Origin of the sequence: Mycobacterium sp. Marseille-P9652 (assembly GCF_902652685.1) — a bacterium.
Classification (GTDB): Bacteria; Actinomycetota; Actinomycetes; order Mycobacteriales; family Mycobacteriaceae; genus Mycobacterium.
In genome coordinates, this window is sequence record NZ_CACRUY010000019.1 from 67,566 (window position 1) to 87,310 (window position 19,745).

At 65.6% G+C, this 19,745-nt stretch carries 22 protein-coding genes and 1 pseudogene; 14 read left to right on the top strand and 9 right to left on the bottom strand.

Annotated features, from left to right (window positions below; genetic code table 11):
- Positions 1-17: 17 nt before the first annotated feature.
- The 3 genes from GPY60_RS12780 to GPY60_RS12790 are packed head-to-tail and all read left to right on the top strand — an operon-like array spanning position 18 to position 3,424.
- Positions 18-1,658: a class I adenylate-forming enzyme family protein gene (locus tag GPY60_RS12780; RefSeq protein WP_156688045.1), complete on the top strand. Its 1,641-nt coding sequence runs from the start codon at positions 18-20 to the stop codon at positions 1,656-1,658.
- Complete coding sequence (locus GPY60_RS12785; protein ID WP_156688046.1) at positions 1,655-2,296, top strand: nuclear transport factor 2 family protein; 642 nt, start codon at positions 1,655-1,657, stop codon at positions 2,294-2,296. Before GPY60_RS12780 ends, GPY60_RS12785 begins: the two co-directional genes overlap by 4 nt.
- Positions 2,297-3,424: an acyl-CoA dehydrogenase family protein gene (locus GPY60_RS12790; protein WP_197283656.1), complete on the top strand. Its 1,128-nt coding sequence runs from the start codon at positions 2,297-2,299 to the stop codon at positions 3,422-3,424.
- Positions 3,425-3,429: 5 nt separating this feature from the next.
- Here GPY60_RS12790 and GPY60_RS12795 read toward each other — a convergent pair whose 3' ends face one another.
- Positions 3,430-4,227, bottom strand: coding sequence for an SDR family NAD(P)-dependent oxidoreductase (locus GPY60_RS12795; protein ID WP_231639615.1), 798 nt, complete (start codon positions 4,225-4,227; stop codon positions 3,430-3,432).
- A 166-nt stretch (positions 4,228-4,393) separates the two neighbouring features.
- On the opposite strand from GPY60_RS12795, the gene GPY60_RS12800 reads away from it, so the two are divergent.
- Genes GPY60_RS12800 through GPY60_RS12810 form a run of 3 tightly spaced genes read left to right on the top strand, consistent with a single transcriptional unit; the run spans position 4,394 to position 7,161 of the window.
- Entirely contained in the window at positions 4,394-5,005 is a 612-nt protein-coding gene (locus GPY60_RS12800; RefSeq protein ID WP_156688048.1) for a TetR/AcrR family transcriptional regulator, read from the top strand.
- Between the two features lie 49 nt (positions 5,006-5,054).
- On the top strand, positions 5,055-5,858 hold the full coding sequence (locus GPY60_RS12805) for an SDR family oxidoreductase (RefSeq protein WP_231639617.1): 804 nt from the start codon (positions 5,055-5,057) through the stop codon (positions 5,856-5,858).
- A 22-nt stretch (positions 5,859-5,880) separates the two neighbouring features.
- Entirely contained in the window at positions 5,881-7,161 is a 1,281-nt protein-coding gene (locus GPY60_RS12810; RefSeq protein ID WP_156688049.1) for a DUF427 domain-containing protein, read from the top strand.
- 23 nt (positions 7,162-7,184) lie between these two features.
- On the opposite strand, the gene GPY60_RS12815 is transcribed toward GPY60_RS12810, so the two are convergent.
- The gene (locus tag GPY60_RS12815; RefSeq protein ID WP_156688050.1) at positions 7,185-7,796 is read right to left on the bottom strand and encodes a TetR/AcrR family transcriptional regulator; all 612 of its coding nucleotides are present in this window, start codon (positions 7,794-7,796) and stop codon (positions 7,185-7,187) included.
- A 195-nt stretch (positions 7,797-7,991) separates the two neighbouring features.
- Between GPY60_RS12815 and GPY60_RS12820 the strand changes: the two genes are divergently transcribed.
- From GPY60_RS12820 to GPY60_RS12835, 4 genes are read left to right on the top strand one after another with little or no spacing between them, the layout of a single operon-like run.
- A complete protein-coding gene (locus GPY60_RS12820; RefSeq protein WP_304610699.1) occupies positions 7,992-8,792 on the top strand; it encodes an SDR family NAD(P)-dependent oxidoreductase in 801 nt (266 codons plus the stop codon).
- 22 nt (positions 8,793-8,814) lie between these two features.
- The gene (locus GPY60_RS12825) at positions 8,815-9,240 is read left to right on the top strand and encodes a Zn-ribbon domain-containing OB-fold protein (RefSeq protein WP_156688052.1); all 426 of its coding nucleotides are present in this window, start codon (positions 8,815-8,817) and stop codon (positions 9,238-9,240) included.
- Complete coding sequence (locus GPY60_RS12830; RefSeq protein ID WP_156688053.1) at positions 9,240-10,415, top strand: thiolase family protein; 1,176 nt, start codon at positions 9,240-9,242, stop codon at positions 10,413-10,415. Before GPY60_RS12825 ends, GPY60_RS12830 begins: the two co-directional genes overlap by 1 nt.
- A gap of 43 nt (positions 10,416-10,458) precedes the next feature.
- A complete protein-coding gene (locus tag GPY60_RS12835; protein WP_156688054.1) occupies positions 10,459-11,331 on the top strand; it encodes an NAD(P)-dependent oxidoreductase in 873 nt (290 codons plus the stop codon).
- A gap of 51 nt (positions 11,332-11,382) precedes the next feature.
- Here GPY60_RS12835 and GPY60_RS27075 read toward each other — a convergent pair whose 3' ends face one another.
- From GPY60_RS27075 to GPY60_RS12845, 3 genes are all read right to left on the bottom strand, one after another.
- Positions 11,383-11,670, bottom strand: a complete 288-nt coding sequence (locus tag GPY60_RS27075; protein WP_231639628.1) for a TetR/AcrR family transcriptional regulator C-terminal ligand-binding domain-containing protein — start codon at positions 11,668-11,670, stop codon at positions 11,383-11,385.
- Between the two features lie 107 nt (positions 11,671-11,777).
- Entirely contained in the window at positions 11,778-12,017 is a 240-nt protein-coding gene (locus GPY60_RS27720; protein ID WP_370462714.1) for a TetR family transcriptional regulator, read from the bottom strand.
- Positions 12,018-12,133: 116 nt separating this feature from the next.
- A complete protein-coding gene (locus GPY60_RS12845; protein ID WP_156688055.1) occupies positions 12,134-12,691 on the bottom strand; it encodes a PE domain-containing protein in 558 nt (185 codons plus the stop codon).
- Positions 12,692-13,170: 479 nt separating this feature from the next.
- On the opposite strand from GPY60_RS12845, the gene GPY60_RS12850 reads away from it, so the two are divergent.
- Both GPY60_RS12850 and GPY60_RS12855 read left to right on the top strand, forming a co-directional pair.
- On the top strand, positions 13,171-14,175 hold the full coding sequence (locus GPY60_RS12850; protein WP_156688056.1) for an LLM class flavin-dependent oxidoreductase: 1,005 nt from the start codon (positions 13,171-13,173) through the stop codon (positions 14,173-14,175).
- 114 nt (positions 14,176-14,289) lie between these two features.
- Positions 14,290-15,360 (top strand): phosphotransferase, encoded by a 1,071-nt coding sequence (locus GPY60_RS12855; RefSeq protein ID WP_156688057.1) that lies wholly within the window; start codon positions 14,290-14,292, stop codon positions 15,358-15,360.
- A 45-nt stretch (positions 15,361-15,405) separates the two neighbouring features.
- Here GPY60_RS12855 and GPY60_RS12860 read toward each other — a convergent pair whose 3' ends face one another.
- Positions 15,406-15,933: a hypothetical protein gene (locus GPY60_RS12860; RefSeq protein ID WP_156688058.1), complete on the bottom strand. Its 528-nt coding sequence runs from the start codon at positions 15,931-15,933 to the stop codon at positions 15,406-15,408.
- Between the two features lie 341 nt (positions 15,934-16,274).
- On the opposite strand from GPY60_RS12860, the gene GPY60_RS12865 reads away from it, so the two are divergent.
- Positions 16,275-16,640: a DUF3761 domain-containing protein gene (locus tag GPY60_RS12865; protein WP_156688059.1), complete on the top strand. Its 366-nt coding sequence runs from the start codon at positions 16,275-16,277 to the stop codon at positions 16,638-16,640.
- 124 nt (positions 16,641-16,764) lie between these two features.
- Here GPY60_RS12865 and GPY60_RS12870 read toward each other — a convergent pair.
- Positions 16,765-17,189, bottom strand: a pseudogene (locus tag GPY60_RS12870) (hypothetical protein); the annotation flags it as partial.
- Positions 17,190-17,454: 265 nt separating this feature from the next.
- Between GPY60_RS12870 and GPY60_RS12875 the strand changes: the two are divergent.
- Positions 17,455-17,829 carry a hypothetical protein gene (locus tag GPY60_RS12875; RefSeq protein WP_231639621.1) on the top strand — a complete coding sequence of 125 codons (375 nt, stop codon included), beginning with the start codon at positions 17,455-17,457 and terminating at the stop codon, positions 17,827-17,829.
- Positions 17,830-17,926: 97 nt separating this feature from the next.
- Here GPY60_RS12875 and GPY60_RS12880 read toward each other — a convergent pair whose 3' ends face one another.
- Both GPY60_RS12880 and GPY60_RS12885 read right to left on the bottom strand, forming a co-directional pair.
- Positions 17,927-18,433 carry a hypothetical protein gene (locus GPY60_RS12880; RefSeq protein WP_156688061.1) on the bottom strand — a complete coding sequence of 169 codons (507 nt, stop codon included), beginning with the start codon at positions 18,431-18,433 and terminating at the stop codon, positions 17,927-17,929.
- A 3-nt stretch (positions 18,434-18,436) separates the two neighbouring features.
- The coding region (locus tag GPY60_RS12885; protein ID WP_370462715.1) for a hypothetical protein at positions 18,437-19,745 on the bottom strand (1,309 nt) is incomplete at its 5' end.

Below are 19,745 nucleotides of genomic sequence, written 5' to 3' on the forward strand. Positions count from 1 at the left end.
TTCCGGAATGACGCGCAATGGATGAATGCGCACGAACGTTCAGTTACGACCCGCTGCCGTACGCGCCCGTCGTCCCGTCGATGCTGGCCGGGCTGGTCGCCGCCTATGGGGACAACGACTTCGTCGTCTCGTCGGCGGGCGGTGGGACAATCGAACGGATCACCTACGGCCAGGCGGATACTCGGTCTGCAGAGATGGCGCGGCGGTTACTTGGAGGCGGAGTCACCAAAGGCGTTCGGGTCGGAATCCTCGCGCCCAACGGACCCGACTTTGTGGTCGCCTTCCTGGCTGCCACCCGGATTGGCGCGGTCGCGGTGCCCATCAACACCTTCTTTCAGCCGCCGGAATTGAGGTGGCTGCTCCGCGACGCCGACATCCACACCCTGCTATCGGTCGACTCGCTGCTCGGCAAGGACATGCTGGCGCGGGTCGCCGATGCTGCGGGTGAGTTTCCGGCCCCGGGTGCGCCCCTGAACCTCGAGCGACTGCCGCAGTTGCGCAATGTATTCGGGCTCGGCGCCACCGAGCGGCCCTGGCCGAGTGTGTGGCCGGAACCCGTGCCCGAAGCGTTTCTGCGAGCGTGCGAATCCACCGTCCGCCCGTCCGACGACCTGGTCGTCATCTACACATCGGGAAGCACCTCGGACCCGAAGGGCGTCATCCACACGCACGGCACCGCGATCGCACACTCTCGCTTCGTCGCCACGCAGCACGAGTGGAAACCCGACGACCGGGTGTACATCCCGATGGTGTTCTTCTGGGTCGCCGGGTTGGTCTTCGGTCTGCTCGGACCGATGCAGACCGGCGCCACCATCCTCACCGAGCACAAGTTCGACGCCGGCGACGTGCTACGCCTCCTCGAATCCGAACGCGCGACGTACGCAACGGGTTTCCCGCACGTGGGCCGGGCGCTGGCGAATCATCCCGACTACGCCTCCACCGATCTGTCGAGCCTGCGCGGGGGATACCACCAGGTCCTGCTGCCGCCGGAACTGCGAGCTGCCGATCCGACGCTGCTGATCACCCAACTGGGGATGACCGAAACATGCAGTTCGCACACCTGGTGGCCACCACACGAACCGGTGCCGGAAAGCAAACGCGGATCGCTCGGGGTTGCGGCACCCGGCTATCAGCACAAGATCGTCGATGAAACCGGCGTGCAGCTGCCCAATGGGACGGTAGGGGAAATCTGCGTGCGAGGCACGGCCATGATGCGCGGCATGGTCGGACGGCAGCGCAGCGACCTGTTCGACGACGACGGCTGGTATCACACGAAGGACGCCGGATATTTGGACGACGACGGCTTCCTGTTCTTCACCGGTCGCACCGACGACATGATCAAGACCTCCGGCGCCAACGTCGCACCGGTCGAGGTCGAGGCGGTGATCGGCAACGTCGACGGCGTCCGGATCGCCTATGTCGTCGGCGTTCCGGACACGGACAAGGGCGCGCTCGTCTGCGCCGTGGTCGTGCTCAACCAGGGGCGGTGCACGTCGCAGGATGAGCTCGCGGCCGCGTGCCGGAGGGAACTGGCCGCGTACAAGGTTCCCAAGCGGTGGGTGATCCTCCTCGACGCCGATCGGCTGCCGTACACCACCACGAACAAGATCGACAAGCCCCGGCTGGTGCAGTTACTGACGTCGGGCGAACTGGCATGACCGGGTTGGAGGCGCGGGTCGCCCGGCTGGAGGCCATCGAGGAAATCCGGCAGCTGGCGGCGCGCTACGCAGTGGCGTTGGACATGCGCGACTTCGACTCTCTGGCAAATCTTTTCGTCGACGACGTCGGTGTGCCGGGCAAGCGCGGCGGCCGCGACGCGATGCGCCGATGGTACGACGCAGAGATGCGCCCGACGCTGCTGGGCAGCGCGCACGGCGTCCTCGGCCACGTCATCGACGTCCACGACGCCGACACCGCGAGCGGACTTGTCTACTCGCGCAACGACTTGGAAACCGAGACCGCGTGGTTCATCGAGATGCTGGCCTATCTCGACCGCTACGAAAGACGGGACGGCCGTTGGTATTTCGCGCGTCGCACCCCGCTGTTCTGGTACCGCAGCGACATCACCGACCCGCCGATCGGTCCGCAGAAGGTGCGCTGGCCCGGCGGCCCGAGCGAGGACGGCTCGTTCCATGACGCGTTCCCGTCGTGGGAGGAGTTCTGGGCGGCCGACCCCGGACGCTTCGATGCGCCGGTACCGGCCCCCGCCGCCGTGGGCGAGTGGCTGCGTACCCTGCGCCGGGGCGCTGAAGCGCCGAGGGTGCGCCCGACCGGGCGCAGTGCCGTGGAGTCTTGAATGTCGAGCCATGCAATGGCGTTCGGATTCACCGACGAGCAGAACGAATTGCGCCGCGTCGTGCGCTCTTTCTTCGAGAGCAGGGCCGACGAGACGCAGGTGCGCCGCCACATGGAATCGCCCCTGGGCTACGACCCGTCGCTGTGGGCGCAGATGTCCGACGAGCTGGGCCTGGTAGGGCTCGCGATCCCAGAAGAATTCGGCGGACAGGGGTACACCTTCGTCGAACTCGGCGTCGTCGCCGAGGAGCTGGGGCGCGCCCTGGTTCCCTCCCCGTACTTCGCATCGGCGGTACTGGCGTCGAGCGCTCTGCTTGGCTCCGGCGACCGCGGCGCCCAAGAGCGGTACCTCCCGGGCATCGTGTCAGGGGCCACGATCGCCAGCCTGGCGGTCACCGAGGAGTCTGGCCGCTGGGAGGCAGGCGCTATCCGGGCTCGAGCGCGCGAAACGGCCGACGGCTGGATGGTCGATGGAGCCAAAGTCTTTGTCCTCGACGGCTGCAGCGCAGATGTGTTGTTCGTGGCGGCCCAGACCGATTCCGGATTGTCGCTATTCGCTGTGGACGGCTTCGAGAGCGTCGCCCGGCGCGCGCTGTCCACCCTGGACCCGACCAGGAAATACGCCCGGATCGAATTCACTGCGACGCCCGCGTCGCTCGTCGGTCGTGCAGGCGGCGCAGCGGCGGTGTTGCGGTCGACCCTCGCCCTCGGCTGTGCCGCGCTGGCCGCCGAACAGGTCGGCGGCGCGCAGCGTTGCCTCGAGATGGCCGTCGCCTACGCGAAGGCACGCAGGCAATTCGGCAAGCCCATCGGCTCATTCCAGGCCATCCGCCACAAGTGCGCCGATGTATTCCTCGACATCGAATGTGCCCGCGGGGCGGCCTATTACGCGGTGCGGGCCGCTGCCGAACGCTCGCCCGAATTGCCGGCGGTGGCGTCGTTGGCCAAGGCGTGCAGTTCGGAGGCGTACGCCCGGGCCGCCGCCGCCAACATTCAGATCCACGGTGGCATCGGATTCACCTGGGAACACCCCGCCCATCTGTACTTCAAGCGCGCTCAGTCGTCGGGGCACCTGCTGGGCGACGCCTCCTTTCACCGGCGACTGCTCGCCGACGAGATCGGGATCTGAGGGCCTCAGAAATCCGTGCCTCCGTCGATGTTGACGGCCGCGCCCGTCATGAAAGCGGCCCTGTCGCTCAGCAGGAACGCGATCAGCTCGCCCGCCTCCTCGGGACGGCCGCCGCGGCCGAGGGCGACGCGCATGTTCCAGTCCGGGTTGCTCGCCAGGTGCGTATAGATCGCGTCCTCCAGCGCAACTCCATATTGCGCTGCCCGCTTGGCGCGGATGAAGTCGTTCACCTCGGTGTCGAACAGCCCAGGGCACACGGTGTTCACCCGGATACCGTCCGGGCCATGCGTTTTGGCGAGGATCTTGGACAAGGTCAACACCGCGGCCTTCAGCGCGTTGTAAGGCGGAATGAGGACCTTGGGCGCCCGAACGGAATACGCGGCCGTCGTCACGATGGTCCCGCCCCCATTGCGTTGCAGGTGCGGGATGACCGCGCGGCACGAGCGCACGGTCCCCATCAGAATCAATTGGTAATACCAGTCCCACGACTCGTCGCCGTGTTCGAGGAAGGGTCCCTGCTGCTTCATCGGTCCCGCGGTGACGGCCAGGCCGCGCAATGGGCCCAGGCTTGTGGCCGCGCGGTCGACGGCGCGGTCCACCCCATCGCCGGCGGCGGCCGCGTCGACGCCGATCCCGACCGCACCCACCCCGTAGTCCGCGGTCAGTCGCTCTGCGCGTGCCCTGGCGCGGTCTCCGTCGCGAGCCAGCAACGCCACGTTGGCGCCATTCGCGGCGAGCTGCTCGGCGGCGGCGAACCCGATCCCGGTCGTCCCGCCGACGAGGACGAAGTTGCGTCCCGCCACGCCAAGCTCCACGCGCTGCCCTCGTTTCTGGCGTAATCGCCGACTGAGGCCATACTAAACAGCAGGACGCCATGTGTCGCAATGACTACTTTATGGCCGCCTGCGGCGTCTTCTCGGCCCACGGACGGAACACGGCGCGTCGTTTTGTCGCGTAGCATAGAGCGACATGTCGACGAAACCAGCCCCTGCCGAGCTCTTGTCGGACGGGGAATTCGATCGCCGGGACCAGATTCTCGAGGCGGCGAACGAATGCTTCACGCAGCTCGGCATCCAGCGCACCAGCGTCCAAGACGTTGCGCGCAAAGCCAACGTGTCGCGTGGCACGGTGTACCGGTACTTCGAAGACCGCAACGTGCTCATCGACGCCGCCATCGAATTCGGCGCGCAGCGGTTCTATCGCGAGGTCGCTTCGGCGATGGCCAAGAAGAACACGCTGGCGGAGCAGGTCGGCGCGATGGCGGAAACGCACGCCAGAATCCTTCTTGACCATCGGACAAGGAACCGCCTGATGGCCGACGACGCCGAGCTGATGCGGCACATGATCTCCGACGGTGACACCGCGGTCCGGCGAACCACCCAGTTCCTCGAACCCTATGTGCAAGCGGCGCGCGAGCGGGGCGAGGTCGGCACCGGCGTCGATGTCGCCGCGGCAAGCGAATGGCTGGCTCGCATCATCTGGTCATTCTCCACCGTCAACGAGGCCCAGACGTTCGACATGTCCAAGCCCGACACGGTCCGGCGCTACGTCGAAACCTTCGCCATCAATGGGCTCCGCTGACACCAGCCGGAAGCCGCTCAACTGAACAAACTATGTACTATTGTTCCCCATGTCGGACGGCTTTCAGACGACTTCGATCGGTGGTCAGCACATGGACGGACGGACGTTGGCCGGAAAGCGGGTCGCGGTGGTGGGCGCATCGGCCGGGATCGGGCGGGCATTCGCCGTGCGGGCCGGCAAGGAGGGCGCCGATCTTCTCATCGCGGCACGCCGACGAGACCGTCTGGAGGAGGTTGCCGCGGAAGCCGGATGCGGCACGGCGGTCAGTGTGGATGTGCGCGACGCTGACGATTGCGCGCGGCTCGCCGAGACGGCCCGCGAGACCCTCGGCGCCATCGATCTGCTGTTCGTCTCCGTGGGCTACGCCCCGTTGCGGATGTTCGCCGACACCTCCGCCGGGGACTGGCTCGATGTGATGCAGACCAACGTCGTCGGTGTGCATCAAGTCATCAAGTGCTGCCTGCCGGTGCTAGCGCCGGCGGCGATCGTCGGCGCCCTGTCCTCCGAGACCGTTGGACAGCCACGGGCCGGGTTGGGCGCGTATTCCTCCAGCAAGGCCGCGCTAGCGGAAAGCCTGAATGCCTGGCGCACAGAGCATCCCGGCTTCCGCTACTGCTGCGTCGCGGTGGGCGGCACCGTTCCGACAGAGTTCACCGCGGCGTTCGACCCCGAACTGCTCGGGACGGTCGTGCAGGATTGGGTCGCGCGCGGCCTCTTGCAGGAGACATTGATGTCGCCCCAGGATGTCGCCGACTTGCTGGCAGGGACATTCGCCAGTGCTTTGAACTTTCCCGCCGTGGGCCTCGAGCAGATCGTGATTCGTCCACCGTCATCGCCGCGACGTGCGGTATGAGGCTGGCGACGAAAGGACAGTGATGACAACGCAAGTCGAATCGGCGTGGCCCGATTATCCCGATTACCGCATCGAGGCGACCCGCTGTCCGCATAGAGGTGAGGTGTGGTTCGGTGACGTGCTCGTTGCCGAGAGCGATCGCTGCCTCGTGGTGACCGAGACCGATCACCGCGACCGGTTGTACTTCCCCGACGCCGACGTGCGGTGGGAGCTGTTGAGCCCGTCGGAGCACAGCACGGTGTGCCCCTTCAAGGGTCGGGCAAGCTATTGGAGCTTCAAGGGATCGAACGACGGTGTCCAGAACGTCGTTTGGGCGTATCGCACGCCGTTGCCGGAGGTTGAAGCGATCGCGGGACACGTTTCCTTCTATGACGACGTCCTGCGGGTGGTTGTCGTCGAAGACTGGCCGGACGGCTCAACGGTTCCGGTGCGGTTTCCCCTGTGGGGAGACGCCGCCGAGCTGTGCAGGATCATCGACGTCGAGCAGGTGACCGAAAACCTGTTCATCGGGCCCGCACATGGGCCGACTGAGCGCAATGTCGTCGAGGGTGGCCAGCTGCTCGGCGAGGCGATCGTGGCCGCGTCGAAAGCGCTGCCCGGGCAACGCGTCACATCGGCATCGATGATCTTCCTCAAAGCGGCCTCGTTCGACGCTCCCGTGGACCTTTCGGTCGACGTGCTGCGGCGGGGCAGGTCATTTTCGTCGGCCGAGATTCGGATCAGTCAGGGGGGCGTATTGCGCAGCGCCGGTCTGGTGCTCGCGGACTCGGGAGCCGGCGACGTCATGCGGGACACCGAGCCCATGCCGGACGTTCCAGGACCCGATTCGGCGGTGTCGTTTCAGGGCTTTGGGATGACGGGCCGCGAGATTCGGGTGGTCGATGGTGCCTACGACCCGGATCCCGATCGGGTGGGCCCGCCGATTGTCAACGCCTGGGTGCGTTTTCGCGATGCGCCGGCGACCCCGTACCTGAACGCCGCGTTGCTGGCCCAGTCGACGACGCATTGGACGATCGCTGCTGGCATGTTGCCGCATCCGGGGCTGGGCGAGGCGCGGGCGCATGCCACCTTGTCGACCGGGATCATGAAGGCGACCATTGCATTCCACGACGACGTCGACGTCGCGGACTGGCTGCTCTACACCAACCACGCCTTTTGGTCCGGACGCGGGCTGGTGCAGGGCGACGGCCGGGTCTTCGCCCGGGACGGACGGCTCGCCGCGTCGTACATGATCCAGGCGATGGTGCGTGAGTTCGCGACCGAGCCTGCAGCGATGGGCCGCGACAGCCGGACGGCGATGTAGGGAGCGTGCCGTCGACTGATGCGTCAGCGCAGGCCGTTGATCGCGAACTTCTCGACGTAGCGGCGGACGGTGGCCGGCTTGGTCATATCGAAAGTCAGACCCTGATTGACGGTCGAGAAGGAATAGATGATGCGGGCCAACCATTCGCTGCCGGCAGTGACGTCGACTTGGGCGCCGACTTCCCCGCGTTTCTGAGCATCGCGGACATAGGGTTCCAAGAATTTGGTGGTGCGGCGGACAGCGGCGTCGCCGTCGGCGACCATGTGGCGCATCAACTCCGCGTCATCGGCCATGAGCCGGTTGCGCGTTCGGTGGTCGAGCAGGATTTTGGCGTGGGTCTCTGCCATCGCGCCCAGTTGCTCTGCCAGCGTTGTCTTCTTGGCGATCGCCGCGGCGACTTCGCGGTAGAAGCTTTGTGCGCCATGCTCGATGGCCGCCTCGATGAGGACATCACGATCGACAAAGTAACGATAGATGGTGCCACGGGAGACCTTGGCCATGCGCGCCACGTCCTGCACGCTGGTGCGGTGGATGCCTAACTGGGCGAAGCATTCGTTCGCGGCATCGAGAATCTGGTCGCGGCGGTCGGCCTCGGCGCCGACCTCCGCTTCGTTGATGACCGGATCAGTCAACATCTCACTCCTACGAACCCAAGGGCACTGATCTCAGCTCTTCATGCTACGCGACGTGCGGCTTTGCGTCCGGAAGCCGCACCGCTCCCCGAGGACGGTCGTGTCGTGGCGTGTGCCACTAGGCAGGGGCAACGACCATCTGCAATTATTAGATAATAGAACGGATATTGTTCCATTGTTACATCGCGGCAAGGAGTGGTGTTGTCTCGTCTCGAGGACAGGTACGCGCTGGTTACCGGCGGAGCTCAGGGGTTGGGAGGGGCCGTCGCTGAGGAGTTGGCCGAACTGGGCGCCCACGTCACAATCGTCGATCTGAACGGGGAGAAGGGCCTTGAGCGGGTGGAGCGCATTCGCAGCAACTGCGGACGGGCCTCCTTCGTCAGGGCCAATGTGGCCCACCGCGACGCGATTGAAGCCGCCGTACACGAGACGGCGGAAACCGGCGGCGGCCGCATCGACATCTTGGTCAACGCGGCCCAATTCTTCGCGATGCCCAAGGCGCTCGAGCTGGTCACCGATAAGGATTGGGAGCTCTCGGAGGCCACCGGGCCCAAGGCGACCTTTCGGTTCATGCAGCTTTGTTTCCCGTTCCTCCGAGAGTCGGGGCGGGCATCGGTGATCAACTTCGTCTCGGGGTCCGCCCTCGCCGGCATCGCTTACACCGCTCCTTACTCGGCGGCCAAAGGCGCGGTGGCCGCGCTGACCAAAGTCGCCGCCAACGAGTGGGCTCGACACCGAATCCGCGTGAACGCGGTGTGCCCGTTCGCCCTCACGGAGGCCCAGGAAAAGCTGATCGGCACCGAGTGGGACAACTACACGCGGACCGCGGCGGCCTCGCCCATGAAGCGTGGCGCCAGCCCCGTGGAGATCGCGCCCGCGGTGGCTTTCCTCGCAGGAGACGGCGCGGCCTTCGTGACCGGCACGGTGCTCCATGTCGACGGAGGCATGACCGAGCTGTCGACGGTGGACTACTCGCAATCGCCCGGAGTGTTTGGCTAGCAGTCGGATTCGCCCATAACCCATGACTCACATCCCAGACCCCGACCGGCCGGTCCCCGCGCTGACGGCCCTGAATCGGCCTTTCTGGACCGCCGGCGCCGACGGAGTGTTGCGCATGCAACGCTGCACCAGCTGCGGACGGCTGTGTCACCCGCCCGCGCTGCTGTGCCCTGTTGACCACGCGGCCACCGAGTATGTCGACCTCAGCGGCCGCGGGTTCGTCGAATCCTGGACGGTGAACCGCCACCAATGGTTCCCGGGGTTCACGCCGCCGTACCTCATCGCGTTCGTCAACCCGGTCGAAGACGAACGGGCACGCCTGCTGACCAACCTGGTGAACGTCCGTCCCGACGAGGTCACGCCAAATATGTCCGTCCGGGTCACGTTCGATCGACGCACAGACGGCGACGACGAGGTCTTCGTCCCATTGTTCGAGCCGGAGCGCTGATGAGGAGCTTGGTGACCGACCGGGCCATCATCAGCGGCATCGGTCAGTCGGCGATCGGTCGCCGGTTGGGCCGCGACCCGCTGGAGCTCACCGCCGAAGCCTGTCTGGCCGCGGTCGACGACGCGGGCTTGTCCCTCGCCGATATCGACGGGCTGACAACCTATCCCGGTTCCTCGCAACCCGGCCTCGGGTTCTCCGGGGCGTCGCTGCGCGACATCCACGACGCGCTGGGAATCAGGCCGAACTGGGTCGCCGGGGGAGTGGAATCCCCCGGACAGCTCGGCGCTGTGGTGGATGCGATGCTGGCGGTCGCCGGAGGGCTTGCCAACCACGTCTTGTGTTGGCGCAGCATCTGGGAGGGCACCGCCCAGGGGGCCGGCCGGCGCAGGGGCTACGGCTCTGGTGGCGGCCGCCCCGCCGGAATGCTGGGTTGGCAGATGCCATTTGGCGTGACGGCGGCCAACCTGGCGGCGCTGCAGATCCGCGCGCGGATGGTGCGGTATGGCCTGACCCGGGAGCAGCTCGCGTCGATAGCGATCGCGCAGCGAGCCCACGCCGCGCGCAACCCCACGGCGATCTATCGCGAGCCACTCGACCTGGACGCGTACCTGAGCGTGCGGATGGTCTCCGACCCGCTCTGCATGTTCGACTGCGACATCGCCTGCGACGGGGCCACCGCGTTCGTCATCTCGCGTGCCGATCACGTCGCCGCGCTGGATCATCCCGGCGTGGCCGTCGAAGCCCTCGACTGCGCCCACCACGACCGGTTCACGTGGGAGGGCGGCGAAGACATCACCCGCATCAGTTCGCGCTGGTCCACGATTTGGGAGCGCACCGATTTCACGATCGACGATGTGGACGTGGCATCGTTGTATGACGGGTTCAGCGTCTTCGTGCTGTGCTGGCTGGAGGACTTCGGCTTCTGCCCGGTCGGCGAATCCGGCGCGTGGGTCGCGGAACCCGGGCGCATCTCGCTGGGCGGACAATTGCCCATCAACACTGCCGGGGGGCAGCTGTCCGGTGGACGCCTACACGGCTTCGGGCACCTGCACGAAGCATGCGTGCAGGTCCGTGGCGAGGCCGGTGCGCGACAGGTCGACGGCGCCACGCTGGCCGCGGTCGGCGTCGGAGCGGCCAACAGCGGAACTACCGCGATGCTGCTGCGGCGGGCTTGAGACTGCCGTGCACAATGATCATGCGACGTCGAGGAGGACACCCATGGCCGATGACCAAACGCCGAAATTGGGCTTCATTGGGCTGGGCAACCTTGGGGCGCCGATGGCCAAGCGATTGGTCGACTGGCCCGGGGGATTGATCGTCTTCGACGTACGGCCCGATGCCACAACGTCGTTCGCCGACGCCGGAGTGAAAGTCGCCGACGACGTCGCTGACGTCGCGGCCGCCGACATCATCAGCGTCATGGTGCTCAATGACGAGCAAGTTCGCGACGTGGTGGCGCGACTCGCCCCGCGGGCCAAGCGCGGAACCGTCATCGCGATCCACTCGACGATCGATCACAGAACCGCGGTCGAACTGGCCGCGGAGCTCGGGCCTAACGGCATCCACGTCATCGATGCACCGGTCAGCGGCGGTGTGGAAGCGGTCAAGACGGGTGATCTGGCGGTCATGGTGGGTGCCGAACGTGAGGTCTATGAGCGCGTTAAACCGGCGTTCAAGCAGTGGGCATCCATGGTGGTCCACGCTGGAGAACCGGGCGCGGGGACACGGATGAAACTGGCGCGGAACATGCTGACTTTCACGTCTTTTGCGGCCGCCTGCGAAGCGATGAAACTCGCCGAATTGGCGGGTCTTGATGTGCAAGCGTTCAGCCGGGTCGTGCGCCACACCGACGCACACAGCGGTGGCACCGGCGCCATGATGTTCCGCGACGACATGAGCAAGCCGCTCGCCCCGGACCACTTCCTCTACCAGCCCTTCGTGCACACCCGCGAATTGGGAGAGAAGGATCTCAGCCTGGCGCTGGCTCTGGGCATGGAGGTGGACGCCGAGCTACCCCTGGCGGAGATCGCCTTGCGGAACTTGGCGGAAGGACTCGGGGTTCCGCACTCGACCGCCGCGGATCCTGCCTGAGATTACGTCGCCTGCAGGTCTGTCGTCTACCGAGCGACTCAAGACGCCGGGTCAGCGCTTCGAGAGGCCACTCATCAATACGTCTACCAGGCCGTCGTAACGTCCCATCGTCTCACCGACCGTAGCCGTGACGCTGAGCATGCGATAAAGCGTGGCTCCGATCAGTGCGTCAGCGGCCGCTCCGATGTCGGCATCGGCGCGAATCTGACCCAGCGCAATTCCAGTTTGTAGCCGGCGCATCACCGCGCCGTGGAAGCGGCCAGTGAGTTGTTGGTACAAGGTGTCGCGGTCTTCAAGGTTTTCCGCCGCGGCAGCGGCAAGAGCCCGGACGGGTGCAATGTTTTCGGGTGCGGCACCGAGTGCGGCGGTTTAGTGCATCCAGGTCCTCAGATCTTCGATCGTGTCCCCAGTATCGGGAAGCGCGAAGTCCGTTTGCGCATAGGCGCTCATGACTGCTTCGGCCACCAAAGGGGCTTTCGACGGCCAGCGCCGGTATACGGTCTGCGTTCCCACCCGGCGTTAGCAGCGACCTTATCCATTGACACTCTGCCGTATCCGGCTTCGATCAACAGGGTGCGCGTCGCGTCCAGGATCGCCGTCGACAACTCCCCGGACTTGACTGGAGGTACGCGGCTGCTAGTCAGCGCCCGCTCGAAATCGGGGTTACCAAACCCGTTCGGGCGCAATGTGTCTGAGTGTGACAGGATGTCACAACTCGACCGAAACTGGCGGCGGCGGCCTTGTGGGTATACCTCGCTTGCCCTGCAGGGGTTTAGCCTTTTCCGTGCACGTTGAGAAACCGTCAGTACTGAGTCACTATGTCAAGGACCTTGCCGCCAAGCAGCCCGAGCAGTCCACCGGAGATGCCGATGTGACCGGTGCCCTCGTTGAACAAACCGATGTTGCTGTTGCCCACGTTGTAGAAGCCGGTGTTGTAGCTGCCTACGTTGTAAAAGCCGATGTTGTAGCTGCCCGTGTTGAAGAAGCCAATGTTGTTGTTGCCCGAATTGAAGGGGCCGAAGGCGCTGGAGACGCTGGTCCAAATCTGGTGGTCCAGTCCGACGACGAAATCCCCGACAGCGGCGGCATCGGTGCTGGCATAAGCAGCCGCACCCTGGCTGAGGTTCTGCACGAACCGGGTGTGAAACGTCGCCAGGCGGGAGCTCAGGGCTCGATATTCCTGGGCGTGGTTGCCCATTAGCGCCGTGATGGCCGCTGATACCTCATCGAGGGCTGGGGCAATTACGCCGTTCGTCGGGGCCGCGGCCGCCGCATTGGCCGCGGCCAGCGCCGAGCCAATGTTCTCCAATTGCCCAGCCACTTGACCGACAGCGTCCGGCGCCACATTCAGAAACGACACAACACGTCATCCCTTCGACTCGTCACGGCGATCTCTCCCCCCGCGACCGTCGAGGACCGCCAGCGTAGTGGAACACGCACTCTTTTGCGGGCGGAATCACAATTCGGGGTCTATCGAGGCGTTCGTGTCACGACGTGGTCATAAATCGTGCGCTAAGCCCGAATAACGACGACGGGCGCACTCGGACGCGGGCATGCAACCACGGGCCATATTCGCAGGTCAAGAACAAAGAACGTGTCGATTGACACCATCGCATATATGGGCATTCGCAAAGACCCCTGGCACCGATTGGCCCTTTCATAGTTCCGCTGGTGGGGTTTGACCCCCGCCCGACCCACAACAGCAGTACGGGTTCCGTTGATCTCGCCCTCGCTTGAATGCGCGAAAGTGTTTCGGCGATGGTTGACAGTTAGTCCCGCTGATCGGTGACAGACTGCAGCGGGAGTAGTCCGCCTGCGCGGCGAGTACCGTCAGCTCCCGTGGAAATCTCCTGCGCGTTCGCGACGTCGTCGAATACTCACATACACGTCGAACTCGCCGAAGCGCTCGGCTACAAACGCGCGTGGCTCTACGACTCGCCGGCGCTTTACCCCGACGTGTGGATGGTGCTGAGCCGGTGCGCAGAACGCACGACTCGCATCGGGCTGGGCCCCGGGGTACTTGTCCCCAGTCTGAGACACCCGATCGTCAATGCCGCCGCGATCGCCGAGCTCGCCGACCAGGCACCCGATCGGGTCGCCGTTGCAGTCGGCTCGGGGTTCACCGGACGCTTCACGCTGGGACAGCGACCGATGCCGTGGCGGCGAGTGGCCGAATACGTCCGCTGCCTCAAGGCGCTGCTGGCGGGCGAGTCGGCCGCGTGGGACGGCTCGACGATCCGGATGCTACAGCTTCCCGGCTTCGGCGCACGGCGGCCGCTCGATGTGCCGATTCTAATCGGCGCGGACGGCCCCAAGGGGTTAGCGGTCGCGGCCGAGTTGGGCGACGGCGTCTTCTCCGCCGCCGTGCCTCAGCCGGACGCCGTTAAGGCAGCCGACTGGCGCGCGTTGCTGGCGTTCGGCACCGTCCTCGACGACGGTGAGGATCTGACGTCGCCGCGGGTGATCGCCGCCGCCGGCCCGGCCGCCGTGGTGCTCTACCACGCGATGTACGAACGCGGCGGCGCGGCGGCGGTGGACCCGCTGCCCGGTGGACGCGGCTGGCGCGAAGCGATTGAGACTGTGCCACAACACGAACGGCATCTCGCCATCCACGCCGGCCATCTCGTCGAGGCGAACCCCCGAGACGCACCGCACGTCGCCGAGCTGATCCCAATGGCGAGCTCGATGGCTTTGACTGCAACGCGGGACGAGATACCGCGCAAGATCGCCGCTCTGGGCGCACTGGGCGTCACCGAAGTGGCGTATCAGCCGGCGGGTCCGGATATCGAGCGTGAATTACGCGCGTTCGCGTCGGCTGCCGGCCTGACCGGTGTCGGCGGCTAACGCGAGGCGTGTATGGACCGCACGTTGGTCAGGCCGCTCTCCATACGGAGTCGGATCGAACCCGCCTGGATTCGCGTTCGTAGAGCGTCTGCTTAGGCAAGTAACCTTGCGCCGATGGACGGTGTGGCAGAACTGGTGCCGGTGCTACCGGCGCACCGCTTTGATGAGGCCGCCCTCGCGCGGTACCTGCGCGGCCACCTGCCGGGCTTCGACGGTCAACTGAGGGTTCGCCAATTTCAAGGCGGGCAGAGCAACCCCACATTTCACCTGCAAACCTCCGCCGGTGAGTATGTGCTTCGCAAGAAGCCACCGGGCAAGTTGCTGCCCCGGGCGCATGACGTGGAGCGCGAACACCGCGTCATGTCGGCGTTGTGCGACACCGCCGTGCCGGTGCCACGCATGCGGCTCTTGTGCAACGACGAATCCGTCATTGCCACAGCATTTTTCGTCATGGCTTATGTCCCCGGACGCATCTTCCATGACCCGGCCCTGCCTGGCATCGATCCGGCGCATCGCGCGGCGATCTACGAGGACCTCGCGCGGGTGCTCGCGGCGCTGCACGGAGTGGACTGGCGTGCTGTGGGACTCGAGGGGTTCGGCAGGCCGGAAGGGTACCTGCAGCGTCAAGTCGCGTTGTGGACCAGGCAGTGGGAGGCCGCGCGTGTGGAGGACATGCCGGCGATGGACCTGCTGGCGCAGTGGCTGCCAGAGCACCTGCCCACCGACGACGAACCGGCGTGCATTGCGCACGGTGACTACCGCCTGGGCAACGTCCTGATCCATCCGACGGAGCCCCGCATTGTCGCGGTCCTCGACTGGGAGCTGGCAACCATCGGCCATCCGCTGGCCGACCTCGGCTATACCTGTCTGACCTATCATCTTTCGCCGGAATTCAGCGGCACCAGGGGTGTGGCGGGCGAGGACTTGACGGGCACCGGCATACCCGATGAGCAAGCATTCGTCGCGAGTTACTGTCGGCACGCGGACCGAGAGCCACCTCGCTCGCTCGACGCCTTCATCGTGTTCTCCATGTTCCGCCTTGCGTCGATCACCGCTGGCGTCTGGCGGCGCGGGCTCGACGGCAACGCGGCCGACTCCCGGGCCGGCTCAGCAGACGTGCGGGACCGCTATCGCGCCCTTGCGCAGATCGCGTGGGATCTCGCGCAACAACTTTCGGGCGGATAGTGTGCGCGCAAGGCGTCAACGCGCGTCAAAGGCGAAAAGGCGCAATCAGTGCCCGGCCACGGCCTGCACCAGCATGGTCGCCGAAGGGCTGGACAACACCCAGTTCCCGTTCTGGTTGACGAACATGAGGGACTTATGAACCGGGGCCGACAGCTTCGGGCCCGAGACAGCCACATCGGACATCACCGTCGTCGGACCGTTCTGTTGGATGTTCGAGACGACAAACGACAGCGGGAGTTGCCCGTTCCGGTAGGCCACTCGCAGCTCGTGATCCATCTCGTGGCCCTCGCCCGACCCGATGCCGCCTTCGACCAGGCCGTCTTTGGTTCTGTATGACACGCCCGGATTGGAAAGGTCGTTGAGGATGCCAGTGAGCTGTTCTGAGGTCGGCAGAATCATCGTCGATGCGGGTTGCGGCGGGTCCTGCGGCAGCGGCGCGCCGACGGAGGCCAGGTGAACCTGAGGCAGGCCGGCGGGAACAATGCCCGACACGCTGGATGCCAGCCCGGCGGCGCCACCGCCGACGACGGCCAATGCAGCCGCACTGACGGCAATGGACTTCATGGATTTCATGGCTCTCCCTGGTTGGTGCACGGACGTGCGGGACTATTTCCCGCATCTGTATGCCGGCATGCGTACTGGCACATCGTGCATCAATATGTGGGCCCAAAACTGCTCTGTATCAATCGGTATCAATCTGTGAGGAAACTGTAGTGGCGCTCGTTGGTTGTTGAAGAGCAGTCACGACTGACTCGTCGCGCCATCGGCGGGCAAGGACGGTGCCAGCCGGCGGGGTGCCAGTAGTGAGTCAGACGAAAATCTCCAAACTCGCGTGACCGGCACCGCTTCACCGTTACGTTCACGACCGGCCTTCGGGGAGGCCTCCAATGCACAGACGTTCTTTCGGAGTAACAATGCGCGTTCAGATTCGGGTGCTCGTCGTCGCTGGGGTGGTCGGAACGGCCGCCTTGGGCGCGGTCCCAGCGATCGTCACGAGCGGGCCGAGCACATCGTTGGCCAATTGCGGCACGGGCTATTACAAGAATTCGGATGGCCAATGCATACCCCATCCATCTCCTGGGCAGCCGTCGAATGGAACACCCGGCTTGCCGGCGAATGGCGTCCCGGGGCTGGTTGGTAGCGATGGTCCCGCGACCGGACCGAGTGGCCCTCCTCCGGGAGCTACTGCGCGATGCCGTGACGGCGACTATTCCTACAGCACCCACCACACCGGCACCTGCTCAGGGCACGGTGGGGTGAGTCAATGGCTGAATAACTGACGGCCGCTGGGGCGACGATTGATGTTCGCGACGGTCATTGGCACCCGCATGGCACTACTTCCGCCCTGCTAAGGCCGACGGAAACGGTTACGGCGGTGGCAGACTGGCAGCCGAAGGGCAGCGGCTACGGGAAGGCGACAAGATATGTCTTGTTCTTCAGGTCCGCGGCGAGCTCGTCGACGTCGAAAGGCCGGTCGAGCCGAGCGTTCAACTCCTTCGGGCCGATCAGGAGGCTGATTCCGCGGTTTGGCGGGCGAAAAGGCGACCGATGTAGGGGTAGACACGTCGCATGATCGCCCGCTCCGCGGACGAGCAGCGCGTTGCGCAGTAGCCGCCGTGGCCGATCTCGTCGGTGAGGATCTCGCTGTAGAGCAGCTCGATCCGGCCGGCGACTGCGGGTTCGTCTGCGAACAACTGCCTGCCGACGCGACGTAGTTGGTCGAATATGATGCGGCCGGCCATCTCCGCGGCTCCGACGAACGTGAAGTTCAGCCGGTCGGGCGTGCAGACGGCGGACTTGACGAACTGGCGCATCACGAAGGGCCGGGGTGCGTCAGTGTCTCCGGGCTCGTCGCACCGCCACCAGCTCAGGAGCCGCCGGATCGCCGGAAAATATAGGAAAAACCCTGATGCGCCGGGGCTGGCCTGGTCAATACTGTCGGACCCTGACGGTGTTCGTGATTGCGCGACACCGCCCGTGTAAAAGGTGTCTCGTCGACAGTCGCATCGGAGGATTCGGGACATGAGCCATCCATCGAGATTTCTGAAAGCCGCACCGGCACTGGCAATTTCGGGACCGCTTACCGCACTAGCGTTGGCCAGCCCCGCGTCGGCGAACACGTACACCAAACACCTCGCGGTGGATTGCCCGCAGCCGTACAGCCAGACGTGCACGCCCAGGGCGGGTATGCAAGTGGGCGGCAGCGGGACCCCCTACTTGATCACCTTCACGGCGGACCCCAGCGCGTGTGCGCCGGGGATGGTGCACATCTTCGTCGACGGGGTCGAGCAGGGCCATTCCGAGGCAGGCCCGGGAATGCCCGCGCACTTCTTCAGAGTTGCCCACGGTCCGGGCAACGACCACACGGTCGACGTCCAGCTGGATGGAGTGCTCGGGGGCTGCAACAAGGGCTCAATGAGTGGATGGTCCGGCACCCTCAAGGTTCAGACCGACGTCGAGGGCTTGTAGCGGCTCGATATCCGCGCCTCGGCAGACGCCAATCCCGAAGCGGCTGCGCTAAAGCCGAATCAGGCGCTCGAGCGTCAACGCTGGCCTCACGCAACTCTCACGGAGCGAGCCGCCGCTGAAGCTCGGTGGTGACGTCAAGCTGGCGTTGCACCGTCGCCACGTCGGCTTCGAGGGCACTGGTGTCGGGCATGGTCGCGGCGGCGGCGTAACGGCCGACCGCCGCCTCGATGGTCTCTACCGTCTTCGTGATCGCGGGAAGTAACTCTTCCCGCTGCGTCGGACCGAGTTGGGCGACGGCGACGAGGTGATCGTCGAGTTGAATTGCCGTCTGCTCCAGATCCGCGCGCAGCACAACCGTCGAGCCGGTGTCCAGAGCGTTGACCGCTCGCAGCGCGGCCATCGCGTCGCGCAGCCTGCGATGGAGCCGGGCTTCCGGGTCGTGCGATACCGCCCACGCCCGGGGTGCGGGCGTCGGACGGCCGGGAATCAACGCGTTGTCGCGCGAGATCGCCCGCTGTTGGTTGCGATGGACGACCCCCACAACCGCCGCCGTCACACCCACAATCAAAACAAGCAATAAAACCAGTGCCACAACGACTTCCATCGCTTACCTCTTATGGACGTGGTGGCTGGGCGCGGGGGGCGAGTGATGACCGTGCGAACGGAAGTAGACGTAAACGGCGATCGCCAGGATGACGATCAAGACCGCGATCGCGATGGCGATCGCCAGCTTCACCTTGCTCCACGGCCGGTCGCCGGCCACTTCTCCGGTGAGTCCGTTGATGGCTACCTGGAACGGCCTGCCGCTGTACATGACGGTCAGCAGCCAGATCGGCAGGAGGAGGTGCTTGAACCCGAGGTAGTTCCACGAGGAGCGGAGCTGGTGGATCCGCTGGCGGTCCCCGCCGATGTCGGAACGCACCGTTTTCTCGACGCCCTGCTCCATCTCCTGTTGCGCCTCGGGGAGGGCCTGCTCGGCGTCTTTGTCATACGTGCGGCACAGATGGCCGGCGACGAATTCTCCGGAGTACGCCCGGGCCTGTTCGACGGACCACGGCTCGAGCTCCTTGATGCGCTTCCGGTTCAGGGTTTCGCTGTCGTTGGCCAGGACCGGAAGGTCCGCAAAGCTGTTGTGCACCTGCCCCGCGACGCGGTACCAGTTCGTCCGCGTCTCGTATATCGGGTCGCCGTCGGAGTCGGTGCCCACCCGCACTTCATAGTCCTCGCCGCGTTCGCCGTCGTACTGCGTGTCGATCTCGGCGTCGTAGGTGAAGTAGGCGGTGTACAGGCTCGACAAGGCTCCGATCTCTCGGTACTTCTTGAAGTTGGTCGGTGCGAACCAGCGCTTGGTCACCCACTTTTCGATGTTCTGGCGGGCCTGTTTCTCGTCGATGCGAAACGGCACCACGCCGTCTACCGGCAGTCGCGCCGGCGCGTTGTGCACGTCGTCGCGTTGGATCGGCGTCGCGCAGTAGGGGCACTTGGTCGCCGTCAGGCTACCGGCGAACTCGGTTGTGCCCCCGCAGTTCTGGCACTTGACCTCCCGCATGCCGGTGACATTGGGTCCCGCTTGGCGTTGCTGCATCTCCCGGAGTTGTTGCATCGCGGCGCGCAATTCGCGGGACTTGACGGGAGTATCCGGCGCGCTGACGTCCGAATAGTTGCCGCAACTGGGACACCGCAGTTTCTGGCTGGCGATGTCGAAGTTGAGCTGGCCGCCGCACGACGGGCAGGGATAGGTGCGGGTGTGCTCGGTCTGGTGAAGCATCGCGTGACCGGCCAATCCGGCGTAGGAGCCGGGTGCCGGAGGAGGCGGAGGCGGAGCCACGGGAGGCGGGCCCGCCAGTGGCCGGGCGGCGGGCGGCGGCCCGGCCGGCGGTCGCGGCATCGGCGGGGGGCCGGCTTGTCGCGGAGGC

Coding starts and splice junctions, on each gene's coding strand:
- GPY60_RS12780 (WP_156688045.1), top strand. CDS start 18: ATGGATGAATGCGCACGAACGTTCAGTTACGACCCGCTGCCGTACGCG.
- GPY60_RS12785 (WP_156688046.1), top strand. CDS start 1,655: ATGACCGGGTTGGAGGCGCGGGTCGCCCGGCTGGAGGCCATCGAGGAA.
- GPY60_RS12790 (WP_197283656.1), top strand. CDS start 2,297: ATGTCGAGCCATGCAATGGCGTTCGGATTCACCGACGAGCAGAACGAA.
- GPY60_RS12800 (WP_156688048.1), top strand. CDS start 4,394: ATGTCGACGAAACCAGCCCCTGCCGAGCTCTTGTCGGACGGGGAATTC.
- GPY60_RS12805 (WP_231639617.1), top strand. CDS start 5,055: ATGTCGGACGGCTTTCAGACGACTTCGATCGGTGGTCAGCACATGGAC.
- GPY60_RS12810 (WP_156688049.1), top strand. CDS start 5,881: ATGACAACGCAAGTCGAATCGGCGTGGCCCGATTATCCCGATTACCGC.
- GPY60_RS12815 (WP_156688050.1), bottom strand. CDS start 7,796: ATGTTGACTGATCCGGTCATCAACGAAGCGGAGGTCGGCGCCGAGGCC.
- GPY60_RS12825 (WP_156688052.1), top strand. CDS start 8,815: ATGACTCACATCCCAGACCCCGACCGGCCGGTCCCCGCGCTGACGGCC.
- GPY60_RS12830 (WP_156688053.1), top strand. CDS start 9,240: ATGAGGAGCTTGGTGACCGACCGGGCCATCATCAGCGGCATCGGTCAG.
- GPY60_RS12835 (WP_156688054.1), top strand. CDS start 10,459: ATGGCCGATGACCAAACGCCGAAATTGGGCTTCATTGGGCTGGGCAAC.
- GPY60_RS12855 (WP_156688057.1), top strand. CDS start 14,290: ATGGACGGTGTGGCAGAACTGGTGCCGGTGCTACCGGCGCACCGCTTT.
- GPY60_RS12860 (WP_156688058.1), bottom strand. CDS start 15,933: ATGAAATCCATGAAGTCCATTGCCGTCAGTGCGGCTGCATTGGCCGTC.
- GPY60_RS12865 (WP_156688059.1), top strand. CDS start 16,275: ATGCGCGTTCAGATTCGGGTGCTCGTCGTCGCTGGGGTGGTCGGAACG.
- GPY60_RS12880 (WP_156688061.1), bottom strand. CDS start 18,433: ATGGAAGTCGTTGTGGCACTGGTTTTATTGCTTGTTTTGATTGTGGGT.